Genomic DNA, 17839 nt, shown 5'->3' with positions numbered 1-17839 from the left:
GTAGACGGTGAGTTTGCGTTACAGTGAAACTGGTTTTCACCGCAACCCAGAACGGCAGTTTTCAGGTCAAAGAAGGTGGGCCGCGAGTGTACGGACGCCAGCAATCTGCCGAGTCTTCAAGGGTGGTCGATTCGATCCGTTGATTGGCTGTGCACCGAACGGTTTCGCGGTGGACGGAGACCGCGATCGGGCTTTCCGCCAACGTGCGAGCGTTGCACAACGCACAAAGGTCACCGCATTGATGGGCGTGCTGGTGGTCCGAGGCGACCTCTGCGGACGGCAGGCTCGTCTCCCAAACCAGCAGTTCTTCCGAGCAACCTGGCGGCAGCGGTGCGTGCTGCACCGCGTCTGCAGAACTCGAATGTGAGCAACATTCAGTGACATTCTCAGGCGAATGCGTGTGGGAGCAATCGTCGTGGACGCCGACATGCGGATGGGTGGAATCGCACGTCACCACATGATGGTGGGCGGCCGGCAAAAGCCAGCCGCCGACCACATAAGCGATCAAAGCGATTCGACGGACCCAGAGTTCCACGCGGTTCCAAATGGTTGAAGTTGTTCGTTTTGTTGGCGATTTTTTCGCCAAACGGATGAATTCTGTAGCAATTACAGAATAAACCAGCTCGCGGTTCAATGCGAATTTAGCAAACTTCTCGCGAAGTTTCGCCTGAATACAGCCGGGATCACCAATCCAAAGGTGCCTGCCAGGCCGATTTCGCGGTTGCGATGTCGGTCTCCAGCACCACGGCGTCACCGTCACGGACGGTGAATTTGTCGGAATCGGTAACTTGTCCCAAACGTGTCAGGCTGATTCGGGCGTCCGCGAAGATCTTGGACAGGGCGTCGGCCGACTCGGGAGCACACTCGATCAGGAATCGTGTGTTTGATTCGCTGAACAGAACTTCCGTTGCCGACAATGCCGCCGCGGTGAGCACACCGTCGTTGGAAGGTTGCTCGCGAGAGACGGTCGCGAGGTCGAGTTCCATTCCCAATCCCCCCGCCAAAGCCATTTCAACCGCGGCGGCCGCCAAGCCACCTTCGCAGAGGTCGTGGCACGAGCGGACCAGTCGTGACTGGATCGCTTGGTGGACGGTCGCGAATGTTCGTTTTGCCAGTTTCGCGTCGACTTCTGGGACGGCACCGCCGGGTTCGTTTTCGACCAAGCCGTAGTGCGAGCCACCGAGTTCACGATGCGTTTCGCCGACCAGGAAGATCACGTTGCCGGCTTCCTTCGCGTCCATCGTGACTGATTTGCTGACGTCATCGATCTGGCCCATCGCGCTGATCAGCAGGCTGGGCGGGATCGCGATGGTTTGCTTTTCGTTGTTGTCATCGAAGAAGCTGAACTCGTTGTTCAAGCTGTCTTTGCCACTGACGAAGGGCGTGCCCAGCGTGACCGCGAGGTCTTGGCAAGCAATCGCGGCACGGACGAGCGACCCAAGCGTTTCGGCTCGATCGGTGTAGCCCCAGCAGAAGTTGTCGAGGATCGCGATCTTGGAAGGATCGGCTCCGACCGCGACCGCGTTCCGCATGGCTTCGTCGATCGCCGAAGCGGCCATGTGATACGTGTCGAAGTCGCCGTAGTGCGGGTTCATGCCGCAACTGATCACCAGCCCACGACGGCTGGTCAGTTTGGGACGCACAACGGCGGCGTCGCCGGGGCCATCGCATTGTGGGCCGACCAAAGGTTTGACGACGCTGCCCGCCTGGACTTCGTGATCGTATTGGCGAATCACCCAGTGCTTGCTGGCAACGTTGTAGCTGCCCAGGATCTTGAGCAGCGTCTCGGAGTTGGCCGCAGCATCGCGGTCGCCGATTGACAATGGTTTGGCTTGGGGTGGTTCGTAGATCGCATCGCGAATCACGGGTGGACGTCCGTCGTGCAAGAACGACATGGCGACGTCGCCGACCGTTTGGCCGTGGAAGTTCAATTGCAGTCGGCCGGTTGGAACAAAGCGACCGATCGCGGCGGCTTCGACGCCTTCGCTTTCGCACAGTTCTCGCAGTTCGTCCCAGCGTTCTTGCGGAACGGCCAAGACCATTCGCTCTTGAGCTTCGGAAATCCAGATCTCGGTGTAAGTCAGGCCATCGTACTTGAGCGGAGCTTTGTCGAGCCAAACTTCGGCGCCGAGCTCTTCACCCATCTCGCCGACGGCACTACTGAAGCCACCTGCACCGCAGTCCGTGACCGCGTTGTACAAGCCGCGATCGCGAGCTTGCATCAGCACGTCGAGGACCATTTTTTCGGTGATCGCGTTGCCGATTTGAACGGCACCGCCGGACAGCGATTCGGATTCGCTGGTCAGTTCCGCACTGCTGAACGTCGCCCCGTGGATTCCGTCTCGTCCGGTGCGTCCACCGACCGCGACGATTAAGTCATTGGGTTTGACTTCCTTGTCTTCCATGCCAACGGGAATGATGCCGACGTTGCCGCAGTAGACCAGCGGGTTGCCGAGATAACGCTCGTCGAAGTAGACCGCACCGTTGACCGTGGGGATTCCCATTCGGTTGCCGTAATCTCGAACGCCGGACACGACGCCTTGAATGACGCGGCGGGGATGCAGCACGCCAGGTGGCAATTCTTCGGGCGAAACGTCTGGCGGAGCGAAGCAGAACACGTCCGTGTTGCAGATCGGTTTGGCTCCCATGCCCGTGCCCATAGGGTCACGGATGACGCCACCGATTCCGGTGTTGGCTCCGCCGTAAGGTTCGAGCGCCGACGGGTGATTGTGCGTTTCGACTTTGAAGCACACGTGGTCTTGTTCGTCGAACGTCACGATGCCCGCGTTGTCTTTGAACACGCTGACGCACCAATCGTCATCGCCCAGGGAGCGACGAATGGTTTGGGTCGCTTCAAAGATCGTTTCCTTGAGCATGTTGTTGTATTGGCGTTCGTCACCGCCGGGCGTGCCATCGGCACCGGGACCCTTGTAGTGGATTCGGCCGGCCAATGTTTTGTGGCTGCAGTGTTCCGACCAAGTTTGAGCCACCGATTCGAGTTCGATGTCGGTTGGGTCGCGTCCCAGTTCGGCGAAGTGATCGCGAATGGTTTGCATCTCGACCAGCGTCAGGTAGAGCTGGCCTTCCTTGGAAAGCTTTTCCAGTCCGGCGTCGTCCAGTTCTCGAATCGGCACGTGCACCAATTCAAATTCGCCTTCGGATCCGACATCCAAACGGTCCATCATCAACGGCCCGATCACAAACGCTTCGATCGAATCGTTTGACAGGGCGCGGCGGCAGATCGTTTCCAGTTGAGCTTCGTCGACGCCGGCGATCCAGAATTTGCGGAACGTCTTGACCGTGCTGCCTTCGACACCGCGATCGGCGAGCGCGCCTTGGGTACTGGCAGCGACCGGATCCATCACGCCGGGTTTGGGCATCACGTGCACCAGGTGCGGTTCGGATTCGATGCCGCGTTCAGCCAGCAACTCCATCAGCGATTCGGGAGCTTCGGACAAGTCCGCTTCGACCTGCGAAGCGTCTTTGCCAGGATGCCCAACGACGACCGATTCGGTGATGGAATCGGCCAGCAACGTCGATGCAATTTCTCCGGCCGAGGCTTGGTCGATGTCGGCTTGGATCAAGTATCCCCGTGCGGCGGCGATCAGCAGGTCGTCGCCCAATCCGAGTTCATGGATCTCACGAGCCGTTTGTTCGCCGAGTCGATCAACTTGACCGGGAGCGGGATGAATGTCGATTTGCCAAAGCGGCATGATGCGAAATCAGAGAATGAGGATGGAGACGGAAAAGGATCCGGAAAGCTTGACCGCGGGTGGTCGCGGTTAGGTTTGAGCGGATTGTCGAATCTGTTTGGCGGTGTCGAGCCAGGTTCGCAGGGCAGCGTCGTCGCCCTGGTTCACGATGGTTTGCAGTGTGTCCAAGTCCGACCGGGATTGTTCGATCGCACTCAGAATCGCGTCGCGGTTTTCGGAAACGATGGCGGTCCAAAGGTCCGCATCCCCCGCCGCCACGCGAGTGGTGTCCAACCAGCCGGTGCCGACCAATGCGAGCATCTCGCGAGTGATTTGGCGCGCGGCGAGCGAAGACAGCAAGTGTGGCAAATGAGACGTCAATGCCAAGGTGGCATCGTGCTGTTCGGCCGGCATGGTGACAATTCGTCCGCCGGTGGCTCGCCAAAATTCGGTCGCGGCGGTGATGTGTTGCGGCAGTTCTTCGCCGCTGGGCGTGATCACAATGGGTTTGTCGTCGAAAAGGTCCGCTCGTGCGTGCTCCGCCCCGCTTTTTTCGCTTCCCGCGATCGGGTGAGCCGGAACGAACTGTTTCGCCGACGCCGTCCCCAATAATTCGCGGATCAAACCGCCTTTGGTACTGCCGACGTCGGTCAGCGTTAACTCCGGAAATTGGCCCGCAAGTGCCTGTGCCAGCGAGGCGATTCGGTTGACTGGCGTGGCGATCACGGCCAAATCACAGCCATTCGCGGCGGCATCGGGGGTCTCGAAGACTTCATCGACGATGGACTGATCCAGAGCCAAGGCCCGTGTTTCAGGCGATCGGGCGCAGGCGGTCAGTCGCACCGACGGCCAACGTCTGCGAATCGACAACGCCACACTTCCACCCAACAACCCCAAACCGATGATCGCAACGGATCGGCAGGAGGGCTCGGGCATGGGGCTGGATTCGATGGAGGCCAAAGGGCGTTTGCTGCACAGGTTTCAATGGCAACGGGGTTCGACGGCAGAAGAATACCGCACAACACCCGCGGTTCCCATCGGTGGTAATCAGACGTTTTTGGAGGAGACGTCGTCTTCGCCAGTGTTTACGTCGGAGGTCGTTCGGCGTCTCGAGTTTGGTACGAGCTCAGGCAGACGTTTTCGGTGGCACTTCCCTTCCAGAACTCACCAACCGATGCTGAGCAAAGTCGATGCTTGCCTCATGGGGTGGAGTCAGCCTGATAGAATGGTCCGTGTCAAATGGTCGATGAACCAACTCGCATCAGAGGCATGGTTGTTCCGATGGGTGCACAGCTTCCGCTGAATCGAAACAAACGTCGTTCCAAGGCGATGATTCCTGATACTGTTTCACCCTGGCTCGCAGAATTGGTTCGTGAGGAACTTCTTCCCGATGAGACGATTTTGTGGGCGGAGACACCGAAGCCGCGATTCTTCACCACTGGTTCAACGGCGACGTTTGGATTCGCTGTCGTGTGGACGGCGTTCTCGTTGTTTTGGGTTGCCAGTGCTTTGGGATTCCAGGTACCGAATTTTGATCGCGGAGTCGACTTTTTTGCATTGTTCGGAGTTCCGTTTGTCTTGATTGGCTTTGCGATGTTGGCGACCCCAATCTGGACCTATCGCAACGCTTTCAAAACCGTCTATTTATTGACCGACCAACGAGCGATCACGTTCATTGGTGGTTTTCGAATGACGATCCGCAGTTTCCATCCTCGTGAGCTTCGGACTGTTTACCGGAAGCAATCCGCCGATGGATCGGGCGATGTGATCTTCAACGCGAAACGATGGACCGATTCGGAAGGAACCAGCCACTCCGAGGAGATCGGGTTTCTTGGAATCCCGGATGTGAAATCCGTCGAGCAACTTCTCAAGCAAATGGTTGAGTCTCATCGCCGCCAAGCCGAACGCAAGATGTTGGAACGTCGGGACGGCTGAGCCCGCTTGTCCACGGGTAAGCTTCCGCTCTGGCATTCACGCGGACTCTTCCGGTCAAGGTTCCTCAACGGCGACGTTTTTTCGGCCGAATGAGCCGCAAATTCCTGCGAAGTTCAGCGATCGCGTTGGATGTTGGCTAGGATGATTCTTCGAGACGGGCGGGCACATTGCTTGCCACCCGTCTCGGTCCCACCCCGTCATCCCACCTGATCTCTTCCGTCGGAGAATGCCATGTTCGATCGGCAATGTTCCCGTTTTCTACCTGTCGCTTTTTTGCTGTTCGTTGCCTCCCCGGCACTGGCTGATGCCAAGCCATCTGAACAAACGAAGTCACGACCGCACATCGTGATGGCGTTCGCGGACGATTGGGGCTGTTACGCGAGTGCCTACGCGAAGCATTTTCCAGGCACCGCCAGCGAAGTGATTTCGACTCCCAAGTTTGATTCGATCGCACGCGACGGGGTGTTGTTCACCAACGCGTTTGTGAGCGCGCCGTCGTGCACGCCTTGCCGAAGTTCGCTGATGTCGGGCCAACCGTTTTGGCGATGCGACAAGGCTTCGATTCTGCTCGGCGCCGTTTGGGATTTTTCGTTGCCGGCTTACCCGTTGTTGTTGGAAGAATCCGGATACCGGATCGGACATACCTACAAAGTCTGGAGTCCCGGTCGTCCCGGCAACGCTCCGTACGGTGGTTCGCGAACGGCGTCCAACAAAGCGGGCTCCAAGTTCAATAACTTCTCGCAGTTTGTGATGAAGGCCGAGGATCGCGACGCAGCGAAAGCGAAACTGTTTGACGAAGTCCGCCAGAACATTCGAAATTTCCTGGACGCAGACAACGACGGAAAGCTCGATGGCGATTCGCCGATTTGCTATTGGTTTGGACCCACCAACACTCACCGTAAATGGATCGCCAAGAGTGGACATGAACTCTGGGGCATCAACCCCGATGACTTGGAAGGCAAACTGCCCGCCTACCTGCCCGATGTGCCCGAAATTCGCGAAGACTTTGCGGACTACCTCGGTGAAGCGATGGCGTTCGATGCCGCACTGGTGGTCTTGGACGAAGAGTTGCAACGGCTCGGCATCGCCGACGACACATTGTTGGTCGTCAGCGGCGACCACGGGGTTCCCGGTGTGTCGCGTGGTAAATGCAATTTATATGACTTTGGAACGCACGTGCCATTGGCTGTCCGTTGGCCAAGTGGCATTGAACATTCCAATCGCGTTGTAACGGACTTTGTGTCCTTGCCCGAATTGGCCACGACGTTCTTGGAAGTTGCCAGCGTCGAAGCTCCCGCGAGCATGATCGCGCGTCCGATCACACCGCTTTTGACGAGCGAAAAATCAGGCCGCATAGATCCTTCGCGAGACGCGGTCTTCACCGGTCGAGAACGCCACGTGGCGACGGCTCGCGAAGGGGCAACGCCTTATCCGCAGCGAGCCATTCAGTCGGATGATTGGTTGTACATCATCAATTTCGAACCCGAACGAACTCCGATGGGTGACGGTCCCGAAATCGATGCCGAGGAATTTCCTTCGGAAGAAGCGCTACGTGAAAACACTTTCGCGGCGTATGCGGACCTTGATGCGAGTCCGACCAAGGCTTTCGTTGCGTTGAACCGCGAAAAGTACCCGGAAGCGTTTCAGTTCATGGTGGGACGTCGTCCTCGTATCGAAATGTATGACCTGAAGTCCGACCCAGACTGCTTGAACAACCTTGCCGGGCACTCCGACCACGCGGAAACCGAAAAGCAACTCAACGATCGTTTGATCGGCGAGCTGAAACGGACCGGCGACCCTCGAATGAGCGAACCGGTGATGTTCGAACACGGTATGTTTGTGGAACCGGTTGGCCCTGGCAATAAAAAGAAGCAGTCCGCCAAGCCGAAGAACAAAAAATGAACTCGTTGGAGAAGTCCCGATGAAACGATTGACCTCACGCCCGTCCGGCCACTGGTGTTGGACTTACGGGGTAGCTGTCGTGTTCCTCGGATTCTCCGCTTGTAGAAAGTCCACGCCGGTCGATGAAGTATCGATCAGTGACAGCGGTGTGGCACTGCAAATTCGCGAAACGCCTGCGGTTGATTTGCCTTGGTCGCAGTGGCGTGGTCCCAGCATGGATGGGCGCGCCGACGATGCCACGCCGCCAACAACCTGGGACGAGTCCACCAACATCGCTTGGCAAGCCGACATCCCTGGCCGCGGTCACAGCAGCCCGATCGTGATCGGTGATCAGGTTGTGCTAGGAACGGCCGACGATGCAAAGCAGCAACAGATGCTGATCTCGTTTGACTTGGAATCGGGAGCCGAAAAGTGGAGACGAGTGATCCACGAAGGAAACTTCCCGGCTGCTCGAGAAGTTCACAACAAAGCCACCAACGCCAATGGCACTCCCGCTTCTGATGGCGAGTTGATCGTGACCGCGTTCCTCAACCAGGAACGCATCTTTGTCACCGCGGTCGATCTGAACGGCGAAGTGGTTTGGCAAACCGACGTGGGAGCCTTTGCTTCGAAGTTCGGTTACGCCCCTTCACCGGTTCTGTACCAGTCGTTTGTGATTCTCGCCGCGGACAACTTTGGTGGTGGTTACTTGGTGGCATTGGACTTGGAATCTGGCGAAGTCGCTTGGCGACGGGCCAGGGGCGATGCGAGCAGTTACTCGAGCCCGATGATTGCGAACGTCGGTGGCACGGATCAGTTGTTGATCAGCGGCGGTGATCGCGTTGCCAGCTATGATCCCGCGACAGGCGAGCCTCGGTGGGAAACACCCGCCATCGCCGAAGCGACTTGCGGCACGATCGTGACGGCGGGTGATCGAATCTTTGCCTCGGGCGGTTACCCCGACAAGCAAACGGCCTGCTTCTCCGCGACCGGCGAAGAAGTTTGGTCGGACCGCACGGCTCTCTATGAACCATCGATGGTCACCGACGGCACCAGTCTGTTCGGTGTCACCGACAACGGCGTTGCGATGTGTTGGTCAAACGAAGACGGGAGCGTTCAGTGGAAAAAACGCTTGGGTGGCAATTTTAGTGGATCGCCCGTGTTGGCAGGAGGCAATGTGTACGTGTCAGATCTGTCTGGCAACCACTACGTTTTTTCTGCCAGCGGTGACGACTATCAACTGATTTCGAAGAATCGTCTCGGATCGGATTGCTACGCCAGTCCCGCGGTTCTGGCGGACTCGTTGCTGCTGCGAATTGGGTTTGGCGAAGGTGATTCGCGAAAAGAACGATTGGTTAGAATCACGGAAAGTCTTTGAGTTTCGAAGCAGGGATCACGGCAGCGACGATCGGTCCCTCGCTCACGCATCGGATTGTGAGTTTATTGTAGGTTCGCCACTCTTGGCAGACATCCACCACTCTGACGGCCAAGAGTGGCCATCCTACCTTGCTTTGCACCCTGCCTTTTTGACTGAATCCATGAACATGATCTCTCGCCTAAGCTGGGCTCTTCCGGCGTTCTTGATTGCCATTTCGCTATCGCCATCGTCTTTCGCAGAAGCGCCAACGAAAGAGCATCCCAACGTCTTGTTCATTTACTTGGACGACTACGGTTGGCGTGATGCCAGCTTCATGGGATCGGATTTCTATGAGACGCCGAACTTGGATGCTTTGGCCGAACGAGGCATGGTGTTCTCGAATGCTTATTCGTGTGCCGCGAACTGTGCACCGGCGCGAGCCAGTTTGCTGTCGGGGCAGTATTCGCCGCGTCACGAAATTTACAACGTCGGAACTGAACGTCGTGGCAATCCGAAACACGGAACTCTGCAGCACATCCCCGGCACGGACGTGCTGTCAACAGAAATTCGGACTTGGGCTCATCAAGTTCATGAGGCTGGGTATCGAACCGGCATCATTGGCAAGTGGCATTTGAGTGACGATCCGTTGCCCTATGGCTTTGATATCAACGTCGCAGGCACCCACAGTGGCAGTCCACCGAAGGGATACTTTCCGCCACATCCCAAAGCGCCGGGGTTGCAAGACGCAACCGATGACGAGTACCTGACGGACCGACTCACGGATGAGGCCATTCGGTTCATCACGGACAACCAAGAGCGTTCTTGGTTTTTGTATTTGTCTCACTTTGCGGTTCACACGCCACTGCAAGCCAAGCTGGAATTGGTTGCCAAGTACAAGGCGAAGCAGCCCGGCACGTTGCACGATCACGCCGTGATGGCGGCCATGATTGAGAGCGTCGATGAGGGAGTGGGGCGAATGGTTGATACGCTGCGGGAACTTGGATTGGAAGAGAGCACCGCGATCGTCTTCACCAGCGACAATGGCGGTTTCGGACCGGCGACCTCAATGAAACCGCTGCGCGGTTACAAAGGCACTTACTACGAAGGCGGAATTCGCGAACCGTTCTTTGTGACTTGGCCTGGCGTCGTGGATGCGGGGACGAAATGCGAGATTCCAATCATCGCTGCCGATTTGTATCCGACTTTTGTCGAGATGACCGGAGCTAAGCTTCCGGCGAACCAGCCACTTGATGGTGTGAGTTTGATGCCGTTGCTCAAGCAGGATGGAAGTCTGGCTGATCGCGAATTGTATTGGCACTTCCCCGCCTATTTGCAAAGTTACGCGGTCACAGACGGTCAACGAGATTTGCTTTACCGAAGTCGCCCGTGCGGAATCATTCGAGACGGTCGGTGGAAGCTGCACGAATACTTCGAGGACGGCGGTTTGGAGTTGTACGATCTGGTGACCGACCCAGGTGAATCGAGCAACTTGGCAGTCTCCAATCCAATCAAAACGCAAGCGTTGTACAGCAAGTTGGTGGCTTGGCGAAAGCAAATCGGTGCTCCCGTGCCGACAGAGCCCAACCCCAATCACGATCCCGCCAGCGAAGCCAAAGCGATGCAGAAAGCAGAACGCAAAGCGGCAAAACCCTAGTCCGCAATCGAGTTGATTTCCGAACAAAAAATGCCGAACTGCACATTGGCAGTCCGGCATTTTGATTGCTTCAGTCGGCTCGATTGATCGAGGCAGAGAATCGACTACATGTCGATTTCGTAACCCTTGCGGCTTTCACGCGAGAGGAACGAATTGGCTTCGTCGTCGCCGACGATTTCACGTTTGGTTGGGTCCCAGTTCAATTCGCGGCCCAAGCGAATAGAAATGTTGGCCAAGTGACATGTCTCGAGCATTCGGTTGTGAGTCCAAACGTCGGAGATCGGTTGTTTGCGTGAACGCATGGCTTGCACGAAGTTGTCCGTGTGGTTGGCCGCGACGGGACCACCGTAGACATTTTCAATGGCGTCTTCGGGCAGCGGGTTGGATTCCAAATCTTCGACTGGCTTTCCAACGATCTTGCCACGGTTGACGAAGAACCGGCCCTTGGTGCCTTCGAACATGATCCCGTTGTCGCCCTCACTGGTGATGACCAGTGGGATGTCGCCGGGCATGTTGGCGTGGATCTCGAACTTGGTCGGCGAGTTGTATTGATCGCCGACGGTTGGATGGCCATCTTTGTAATCGACGGGCAATGAGAAGCTAACCGGCGTGATCTTGCTGGGGCCTGACTGATCGGCACCTAACGCCCAGGTGGCGATGTCGACGTGGTGAGCACCCCAGTCATTCATCTGGCCACCGGAATACTCGTACCAGTTCCGCCAGGCGTAATGGCAATTGGTGTAAAGCGGCACGCCGCCGCCGTATCCCTTTCGCATCTCAGGCAAGGCCCGGTAAGGAACCTTGGGGGCTGGGCCGAGCCAGAAGTCCCAGTCCAGACCTTTGGGCACATCAATGGCGGGGATCACTGGTGAGCCGGTCGCACCGTTGATTCCGCAGGTGACTTTTCGGATCTCACCAATTCGTCCATCGCGGATCATCGCGATCGCTTGAAGGAAGCGTTGGTTGTTTTCGGTCCGCTGCATTGTTCCGACTTGGAAGACGCGTCCGGTTTGTTTGACGATCTTTTCGATCAGCTTGCCTTCGTCGATCGTCAGCGTCAGCGGCTTTTCGCAGTAGACGTCTTTGCCAGCCAACATGGCTTCGACGGAGATCTTGGTGTGCCAGTGATCGGGTGCTGCGATCATGACCGCGTCGATGTCTTTACGCTCAAGCAACTTGCGGTAGTCGGCGTAGCCCTCGGGTGCCTTGCCTTGTGCTTTCTTTGCCTTCTCGATGTTTTCTCCCAAGACGTTCGCATCGACGTCAGCCATCGCAGCGAAGTCAGCGTACTTGAACGACTTGCTCGTGATCGTCCAGCCTTGGTTGCGAAGACCGATGGTCGCGAACACGGGACGTTCGTTTGGCGACTCTTGTGCGTTTCCGAGGCTGCTGGTTCCTGCAAAGTAGCCAGCTGCCGTGGCCGCGCCGGTGGTTTGTAGGAAGTGACGCCGATTGAGTTTTTGACGGGCTGACATTTGAGACCTCGTGGGGAAATACGACAAATAACGTCGGAAGTGGAAAAGAAAAGTTAGTTGGAATCGTCTAGGTTTTGGGACTGAAAAAGCTATTTGCCCAAATCTTTGAATCGTTCGTACTTTTGGTTCAGTGGGTGAGCTTCTTTTTGACCGTCGATCATGTTCGCCGTCCATTCTGACAAACGCAGGCCGAGGCGACGGCATGCTTCTTGGACTCGTTCTTCGTCCGGACCGCCGGCGGAGATCGCGCCGTAGTGAGCGGAAAACTTGATTCCGGTGTAATCGGTCAGCCCAAAGACCAGGAATCCGTAGTTGATCAGAATGGACATCAGAGCCATGCACGTCCATTCTTGCCCGCCGCCCCAGGCACCGGCCGATGTGAAAACGCAGCCAATCTTGCCGTCGCGTTTGCCCCAATTTTCAATGGGTTGCTCGTCCCACCAACGTTTCATCTGCCAACTCAGAGTGCCGTAATTCGTTGGCGAACCGAGCGCGATGCCGTCGCACCAATCCAAATCCGTGTGGTCGGCGTCGTCGATGTTCCTGAGCCGAACATCGGCTCCATCGAGTTGCCGAGCACCCTCGGCGACCAGTTCCGCCATTCGGTGCGTATTTTGAGTGTTCGAATGATAGAGAATCAGGACTTTGGGCATTGGCGATTGCAGACAAGGTTCGAACAAGCGGGAGCTTCCAGCGTGTGCGGCCGCGAGCCATCCCCGCACAATCCGCTGATTGCGGGGGAAACTCGGCGGGGAGTCTCAGCGAGGGCTGGATTCGCGTTGAAGCAGTCTAACGCAACCTGATTTCTCCTAGTAGTCCTGTGGCCGATGACCGGTGGGGTGATCCGGAGCATCGACGAGGGCAGTTGTTCTAGGAGGCTGTGCCGTTTTTGACCGAGCTAGCCAAGCAGGCTCAGCGATCCAGTGCCGCAACTGGTTGGTTGGGCACAGGAAGCACGATGGTCGTGGCGTAGCTCGTGAAGTCGAACTCATCGGACTTCTCGTCCATCGCCGTGTGGTGAGCGGCGATCAAGTGGCGTGTCACCATTTTGGGGACGAACGTGGCTTGGCCGGATGCATCGGTTGTGAACTCGTAGTTGGGATCCCGGTCGCCTTGCAGCGTTTCGCCCGCGGGGATGAAGCTGACGACGGCGTCTTGAATCGGTTTGCCGTGATGCAGGACCGTGACCGTGATCGGTTGGCCAGCGGCAACTTCGCTGAACGGGCAAGTGTTGAGAACGATTTCAAATGGCAAGCCTGCGGGCGTCTCGTGTGCGTGACCGTCGATCTTGGGAGCGTCCAGGGAATCGCTGGCCAACACAAAACTTTTCGCGGTTCGAATGCTGCGGATGGACTTGCCATGGTTCATGACCCGATCGAGTTTTTGAACGAACTGATGCACTCCGGGCTGAGTCAGTGTGACGGGCGTCGTCCAGTAGCCTTGCTTTTCAGCCGACGCGGACGAGTGAAGGTTGGGCTTCAAATCGGAACGCTTTTCATCGGGGCCGATGTGGTCCATCGATGTCCAGTCCAATGTCAACAAACCGGCCAACTTGAAGTCGCGATGTTGGTTGCCGTGATTGCCTAATCGCAGGTCGACGTGCACGACTTCGCCGGTGCGAACGATTGATGAGTTGGTTTGGATCCACGTGTCGTGAGCGGATGCCATCGTGGGGAGAAGAAGAGCCAAAGCGAAAGTTAGGTTTCGAAAAGTTGTGTTCATGATTCAGTTGCAAGTGGAAAGAGAATGCAGAGTTGTCAAAAGGAAGTTTGCAGTGACTTGGTCGATTCGTTTCGCGATGGAGGTCGCCAATCGATTCATTGTCGGCGTCACATTCGCCGTGTTGAGCGACAAAGAGCAACTTGTCACGTCGTGGACAGCGAACATGCAATCGCCGCAAAAGGGATAGGTTTTGGAGGACTCTTTTCGGCGGTTTGGTTTTCGCAATTGCTTCTCAGAAAGCCTCCAAGACTTCGCGGCCGTTGCGTGTGCCGAGAGCTCGCCATGTTTCCAGGTCGATGCTTTCGGTGATGAAGCCAACGCTGCCGTCGCACCGAGCAACGTGAACACCGCCGGGGTGATTGCTGCGGGTGCCGAAGACTCCCCAGCCACAACTGCCCATGTCGGGGATCAGGCTTTGCGGTGGGTGATAGTGGGAATAGCCAGTCCAATATTCGCGACCGTTGATCCATCCCGCGCCGCGATGTCCGGCCCAGCCGCGATGCAGTCCGCTTCCGCGAACATAGGCTTCCATTTCATTGGGATCTTCCGGAAGGAAGAATCCGGTGAACCCTGGTGTGGTGGGCGGCATCGAGCGACTGATGAAAGCACAGGTCACATTCATCATCACTCGTTTTCGTAGATGCGGTTCGGTGGGCTCGGCGGGGGCTTGTTCCGACAGACCCAGCAAGTGTTCTGCGAAAGCTGCCGTGTTGCTCAGTCCGTCGAGGATTGATTCGAAACCGACGTTGGAGTTGATCCATAGAATGCCATCGGTCGTTCTCCGCGAGTCATACAGCGTCCCGACGCCGGTGCCAAAGTTCATGCCATAGTTGGTGGCGGAGTAAGCCTGTGTTGGGCCGCTCCCTGAGAGCGTGGTGACGAAGTATGTCCGATCATGGTCTTCGCTGGGGCAGGTCAGCATCGGCATTGCCGTCTTGGCCGCGGTGTCGTGTGGCGTGACGAGTTGCCCTGGGCAGCAACCCACGTGCAGCGGACGGTCAAAGTGAATCATGTCGAGCATGTTGCCTTGCTCGTAAAACGGAGCCATCTGAGCGAAGACCGAAAAGTTTCCCGCGGTGCTGGTTCCATTCGTGTAGTTGGCGGGGATTTTTCGGTGGGTGCTTTCGTAGTTGTGCATCGCGAGCGTGATCTGTTTCAGGTTGTTGCTGCACTGCATGCGACGAGCGGCCTCGCGAGCGGACTGGATCGCAGGAAGCAGCAGCCCAACCAGGACGCCGATGATGGCGATCACAACCAGCAATTCCACCAAAGTGAAACCGCGTTGCGGTGAATTGTGTCGAGAGATGTTCATGGGAGATGAATGATTTCGTATTGGGGTGAGTCGTTGTTGGGTGGATGGATCGGTGCGCGTACCTTCCCCGTGGAACCAACTGAGCCGTTTTGAAGCTCAGTTCATTCGAAAGTGGGGCGGCGTTCGAAGGTCATTTCGAATCGGTGCAATCCGACGTCGAGTCAGTCGTCCTCGGCAGTGCGAGGACGCTCCCGCGTCAGGGACGAAGACAACACTGGTGTGAGGAGCGAGCCTTCAACCACCAACGCGGCAGCGGTGATTTCTGCGCCAGTCCAATCGCTTGTTCAGCGACAGCACTGTGAGCGCAGCAACGAACCGGATTGCAATGCGAACAGGATTCACGCGCCCGAACGTTCCGGTGGAACGATTGGTCGCGCAAGATCGCTGGTTAGGGAACCGGCGGTTCGGGACAGAGGCTCACCACCGACGCTTGTTCGTCATACAGACTCAAGCGGAACAGCAGTGGCGGAGGAGAAAGGTTCAGTTCGAAGGCTTGAAAGTCCACAACGACGCTGGAGAACAGACTCCAGACCATCTCAATGCCGTGGCATTTCGCAGCGTCTTGCAAGCGAACCAAACGAATTGAATTGGAGGCGGATGAGGAGGCAGGTTCATCGCAACTCGTACCGCCGCAGCAGGACGCCGTTTTGGGGTTGGCTGACGAGCAAGTGGACGCGTCAGCGGATTGGCTGGATGTGGATTGGCAAGTCGCGGAACGCTGACGCATCATCGCGGCGAATCCTGGGGGCGGACCCGGTGAATCGGGGCCGCAGCAACCACCGGCGACACAGCTTGATGCCGTGTCTTGCGTGGGGGCGTCCGCGATTTGGTGGAGCATTTCATCCACGCGAGCGACCAAGAAGGCGGGCGGCGTGACGTTGTTTTCGGCCGCCCATTGCAGTTTCTCTAGGTCACTGTGGCAGCAGCATTTGTCCCAGCAGTATTCAGCGGAGGAGCAACTGCACGGGCAAGATTCGCAGGGGAATCGGCCCTCTTTTTCGGGCCGACGTGCGGTGAGGGGCAGTCCGACCATGCCACATCCCAGCACCAACAGCAGCGTCAAGCTGACGCCGCGTCGTAGCAGGGAAGATCGGAACTGTCGAAAGAAAACAAAACGGGTCGATGCCTGACTGCGTGCCAAATCTGGCTCGCTCCTCACGATGAGAATGGTAAACAAGCCCTGCCTTTGGGGCAATCACCAACGTCCAGAATCCAATGCGGCGACCTGCCGCACGATGGCATTGCCAAACGATATTTCACGACGACCGAGTTGGCCGATTTACGCCGGCCCCGTCCGGGGCGTTTTGAACATCGCGTTTGTATCCATGTTCCTCGGGGCTTCCACCCCGAGCTAAGAAAGTCGGCCCCGTCCGGGGCGGATTCGTGGTATGACTCCGGAGGAGTCCGCGTCAGTAGCTCGGGGTGGCAGCCCCGAGAATCGTTGGCGACCCATAGGACCATCGCCCCGGACGGGGCCGGCGTGGGATGGGCGACACGTTTCCGTTCATTCGAACACGTAACGAGGATCGAACTGGATGCCGTGTTTGCGCAGCAGCGCCGTGAACTCTTCCTTGAAGGTCAACTTCTTGTGATGTTCCTTTTGATTCGCAATGTATGTCTTGACAGATTCAACGGAGGATTCGCTGACTGAGAACGCTCCGTACTTCGTCTGCCACTGAAAGGTTTTCCGTTTCGGGAAATGTTCGTGCACCCAAACGCTTGAATTGGATTTTAGATCACGCACACAATCGGAAATCGATTGCGATGGATGCATGCTGACCAACAAATGGATGTGGTCTTCGACCCCGCCTGCGGCCAAGAGGGAATGTTTGCGTTTGCGAAGAATGCCACCGATGTAGGCGTAGATGTCTTCTTGGAATGCTTCGGCGATCGATGGTTTTCGATCCTTGGTGCTCCAGATCAAATGGACACGCAAATTGGTGTACGCCATCGGAGATCACCTCGGGTGAATGTGTTGGAAAGAGCATTCAAGTGTAGCGATACGCCGGCCCCGACCGGGGCGTTTTGAACATCACGTTTGTGTTCATGGTTCTCGGGGCTTCCACCCCGAGCTAAGGAAGTCGGCCCCGTCCGGGGCGTTTTCGTGGTTGGCTCCGGAGGAGTCCGCGTCAGTAGCTCGGGGTGTCAGCCCCGAGAATCGTTGGCGGCCCATAAGACCATCGCCCCGGACGGGGCCGTCGTTGCTTTGCATGTTGTGACTCTGGTCAATCACGCGAATGACAACCGGCGGCTTGGGACGTCTTCTTTTTCGGTTGATGGGGCCACCGGTTCGATCTTCGAATCGCCAAACCAATTCGCGTCGCCGCTTTCGAACAACACCTCACCTTCGGCGGTTGGGTCGGCTTCGCACTTCCATGCGTGATACAGCAGCGAGGCGGCGGTTTTGTTGTTGAAGTCCTTCTTTCCGGCGGGCGGAATCACCAAGTACAAACCTTGCCGAGCTCGTGTCATGGCGACGTAGAGCAAGCACATGGCTTCCGTCAAACGGGAAGCAACGGAGCCGCCAAACACGGCTTGCCAGCGTCTGGGAAGGAAGTGCCATTGGGCCTCGCCGACGGACCGACTGAGCCCGCGTGCGGGTTGGCCAATCTCGGGGATGTCGGCCAGGCATTGTGGTGATGGTCCCAGCAACGCTTTGTGGATCTCAGGCAAGAAGACGGCGTCAAATTCCAACCCTTTGGATTGGTGAACCGTCATCACTCGAACGACCGCCGCACGCGGACGCTGGACACGCTTTTCGTGAACCAGTTCGACGAAGTCACGCAGGCGACTGTCCGCGGTGTGTTGGTA

General features: G+C 57.2%; 15 protein-coding genes. 5 read left to right on the top strand and 10 right to left on the bottom strand.

Annotated features, from left to right (window positions below; all coding sequences use genetic code 11):
* Positions 1-61: 61 nt before the first annotated feature.
* The 3 genes from RE6C_RS32975 to RE6C_RS18820 form a co-directional block, all read right to left on the bottom strand.
* Entirely contained in the window at positions 62-535 is a 474-nt protein-coding gene (locus RE6C_RS32975) for a hypothetical protein (RefSeq protein WP_236618335.1), read from the bottom strand.
* 148 nt (positions 536-683) lie between these two features.
* On the bottom strand, positions 684-3713 hold the full coding sequence (gene purL / locus RE6C_RS18825; protein WP_008659064.1) for a phosphoribosylformylglycinamidine synthase subunit PurL: 3030 nt from the start codon (positions 3711-3713) through the stop codon (positions 684-686).
* Positions 3714-3782: 69 nt separating this feature from the next.
* Positions 3783-4628 carry a prephenate dehydrogenase gene (locus RE6C_RS18820; RefSeq protein ID WP_236618334.1) on the bottom strand — a complete coding sequence of 282 codons (846 nt, stop codon included), beginning with the start codon at positions 4626-4628 and terminating at the stop codon, positions 3783-3785.
* A 303-nt stretch (positions 4629-4931) separates the two neighbouring features.
* On the opposite strand from RE6C_RS18820, the gene RE6C_RS18815 reads away from it, so the two are divergent.
* The 4 genes from RE6C_RS18815 to RE6C_RS18800 all read left to right on the top strand — a co-directional run bounded on the left by RE6C_RS18815 (position 4932) and on the right by RE6C_RS18800 (position 10519).
* Positions 4932-5627 (top strand): hypothetical protein, encoded by a 696-nt coding sequence (locus tag RE6C_RS18815; RefSeq protein WP_008659058.1) that lies wholly within the window; start codon positions 4932-4934, stop codon positions 5625-5627.
* A 231-nt stretch (positions 5628-5858) separates the two neighbouring features.
* Positions 5859-7529: a sulfatase family protein gene (locus tag RE6C_RS18810; RefSeq protein ID WP_008659057.1), complete on the top strand. Its 1671-nt coding sequence runs from the start codon at positions 5859-5861 to the stop codon at positions 7527-7529.
* Positions 7530-7548: 19 nt separating this feature from the next.
* Positions 7549-8886 carry an outer membrane protein assembly factor BamB family protein gene (locus RE6C_RS18805; protein ID WP_039962554.1) on the top strand — a complete coding sequence of 446 codons (1338 nt, stop codon included), beginning with the start codon at positions 7549-7551 and terminating at the stop codon, positions 8884-8886.
* Positions 8887-9052: 166 nt separating this feature from the next.
* On the top strand, positions 9053-10519 hold the full coding sequence (locus RE6C_RS18800) for a sulfatase (protein ID WP_236618333.1): 1467 nt from the start codon (positions 9053-9055) through the stop codon (positions 10517-10519).
* Between the two features lie 104 nt (positions 10520-10623).
* On the opposite strand, the gene RE6C_RS18795 is transcribed toward RE6C_RS18800, so the two are convergent.
* The 3 genes from RE6C_RS18795 to RE6C_RS18785 all read right to left on the bottom strand — a co-directional run bounded on the left by RE6C_RS18795 (position 10624) and on the right by RE6C_RS18785 (position 13716).
* A complete protein-coding gene (locus RE6C_RS18795) occupies positions 10624-11994 on the bottom strand; it encodes a Gfo/Idh/MocA family oxidoreductase (protein ID WP_008659052.1) in 1371 nt (456 codons plus the stop codon).
* Between the two features lie 89 nt (positions 11995-12083).
* Positions 12084-12647 carry a flavodoxin family protein gene (locus tag RE6C_RS18790; RefSeq protein ID WP_008659051.1) on the bottom strand — a complete coding sequence of 188 codons (564 nt, stop codon included), beginning with the start codon at positions 12645-12647 and terminating at the stop codon, positions 12084-12086.
* A gap of 259 nt (positions 12648-12906) precedes the next feature.
* Positions 12907-13716 carry a DUF4198 domain-containing protein gene (locus tag RE6C_RS18785; protein WP_039962552.1) on the bottom strand — a complete coding sequence of 270 codons (810 nt, stop codon included), beginning with the start codon at positions 13714-13716 and terminating at the stop codon, positions 12907-12909.
* Between the two features lie 52 nt (positions 13717-13768).
* On the opposite strand from RE6C_RS18785, the gene RE6C_RS33280 reads away from it, so the two are divergent.
* Positions 13769-13903, top strand: coding sequence for a hypothetical protein (locus RE6C_RS33280; protein WP_008659047.1), 135 nt, complete (start codon positions 13769-13771; stop codon positions 13901-13903).
* Positions 13904-13948: 45 nt separating this feature from the next.
* On the opposite strand, the gene RE6C_RS18775 is transcribed toward RE6C_RS33280, so the two are convergent.
* The 4 genes from RE6C_RS18775 to RE6C_RS18760 form a co-directional block, all read right to left on the bottom strand.
* Positions 13949-15028: a DUF1559 domain-containing protein gene (locus RE6C_RS18775; protein ID WP_008659046.1), complete on the bottom strand. Its 1080-nt coding sequence runs from the start codon at positions 15026-15028 to the stop codon at positions 13949-13951.
* Between the two features lie 388 nt (positions 15029-15416).
* On the bottom strand, positions 15417-16061 hold the full coding sequence (locus tag RE6C_RS18770; protein ID WP_236618331.1) for a hypothetical protein: 645 nt from the start codon (positions 16059-16061) through the stop codon (positions 15417-15419).
* Positions 16062-16532: 471 nt separating this feature from the next.
* Positions 16533-16979 carry an IS200/IS605 family transposase gene (tnpA, locus tag RE6C_RS18765; protein WP_008659040.1) on the bottom strand — a complete coding sequence of 149 codons (447 nt, stop codon included), beginning with the start codon at positions 16977-16979 and terminating at the stop codon, positions 16533-16535.
* 278 nt (positions 16980-17257) lie between these two features.
* The coding region (locus RE6C_RS18760) for a 3'-5' exonuclease (protein WP_039962547.1) at positions 17258-17839 on the bottom strand (582 nt) is incomplete at its 5' end.

This window comes from Rhodopirellula europaea 6C (assembly GCF_000338295.1).
In the GTDB taxonomy this organism is placed as follows: Bacteria; Planctomycetota; Planctomycetia; order Pirellulales; family Pirellulaceae; genus Rhodopirellula; species Rhodopirellula europaea.
This window is presented reverse-complemented; position numbering and strand designations above follow the sequence as displayed.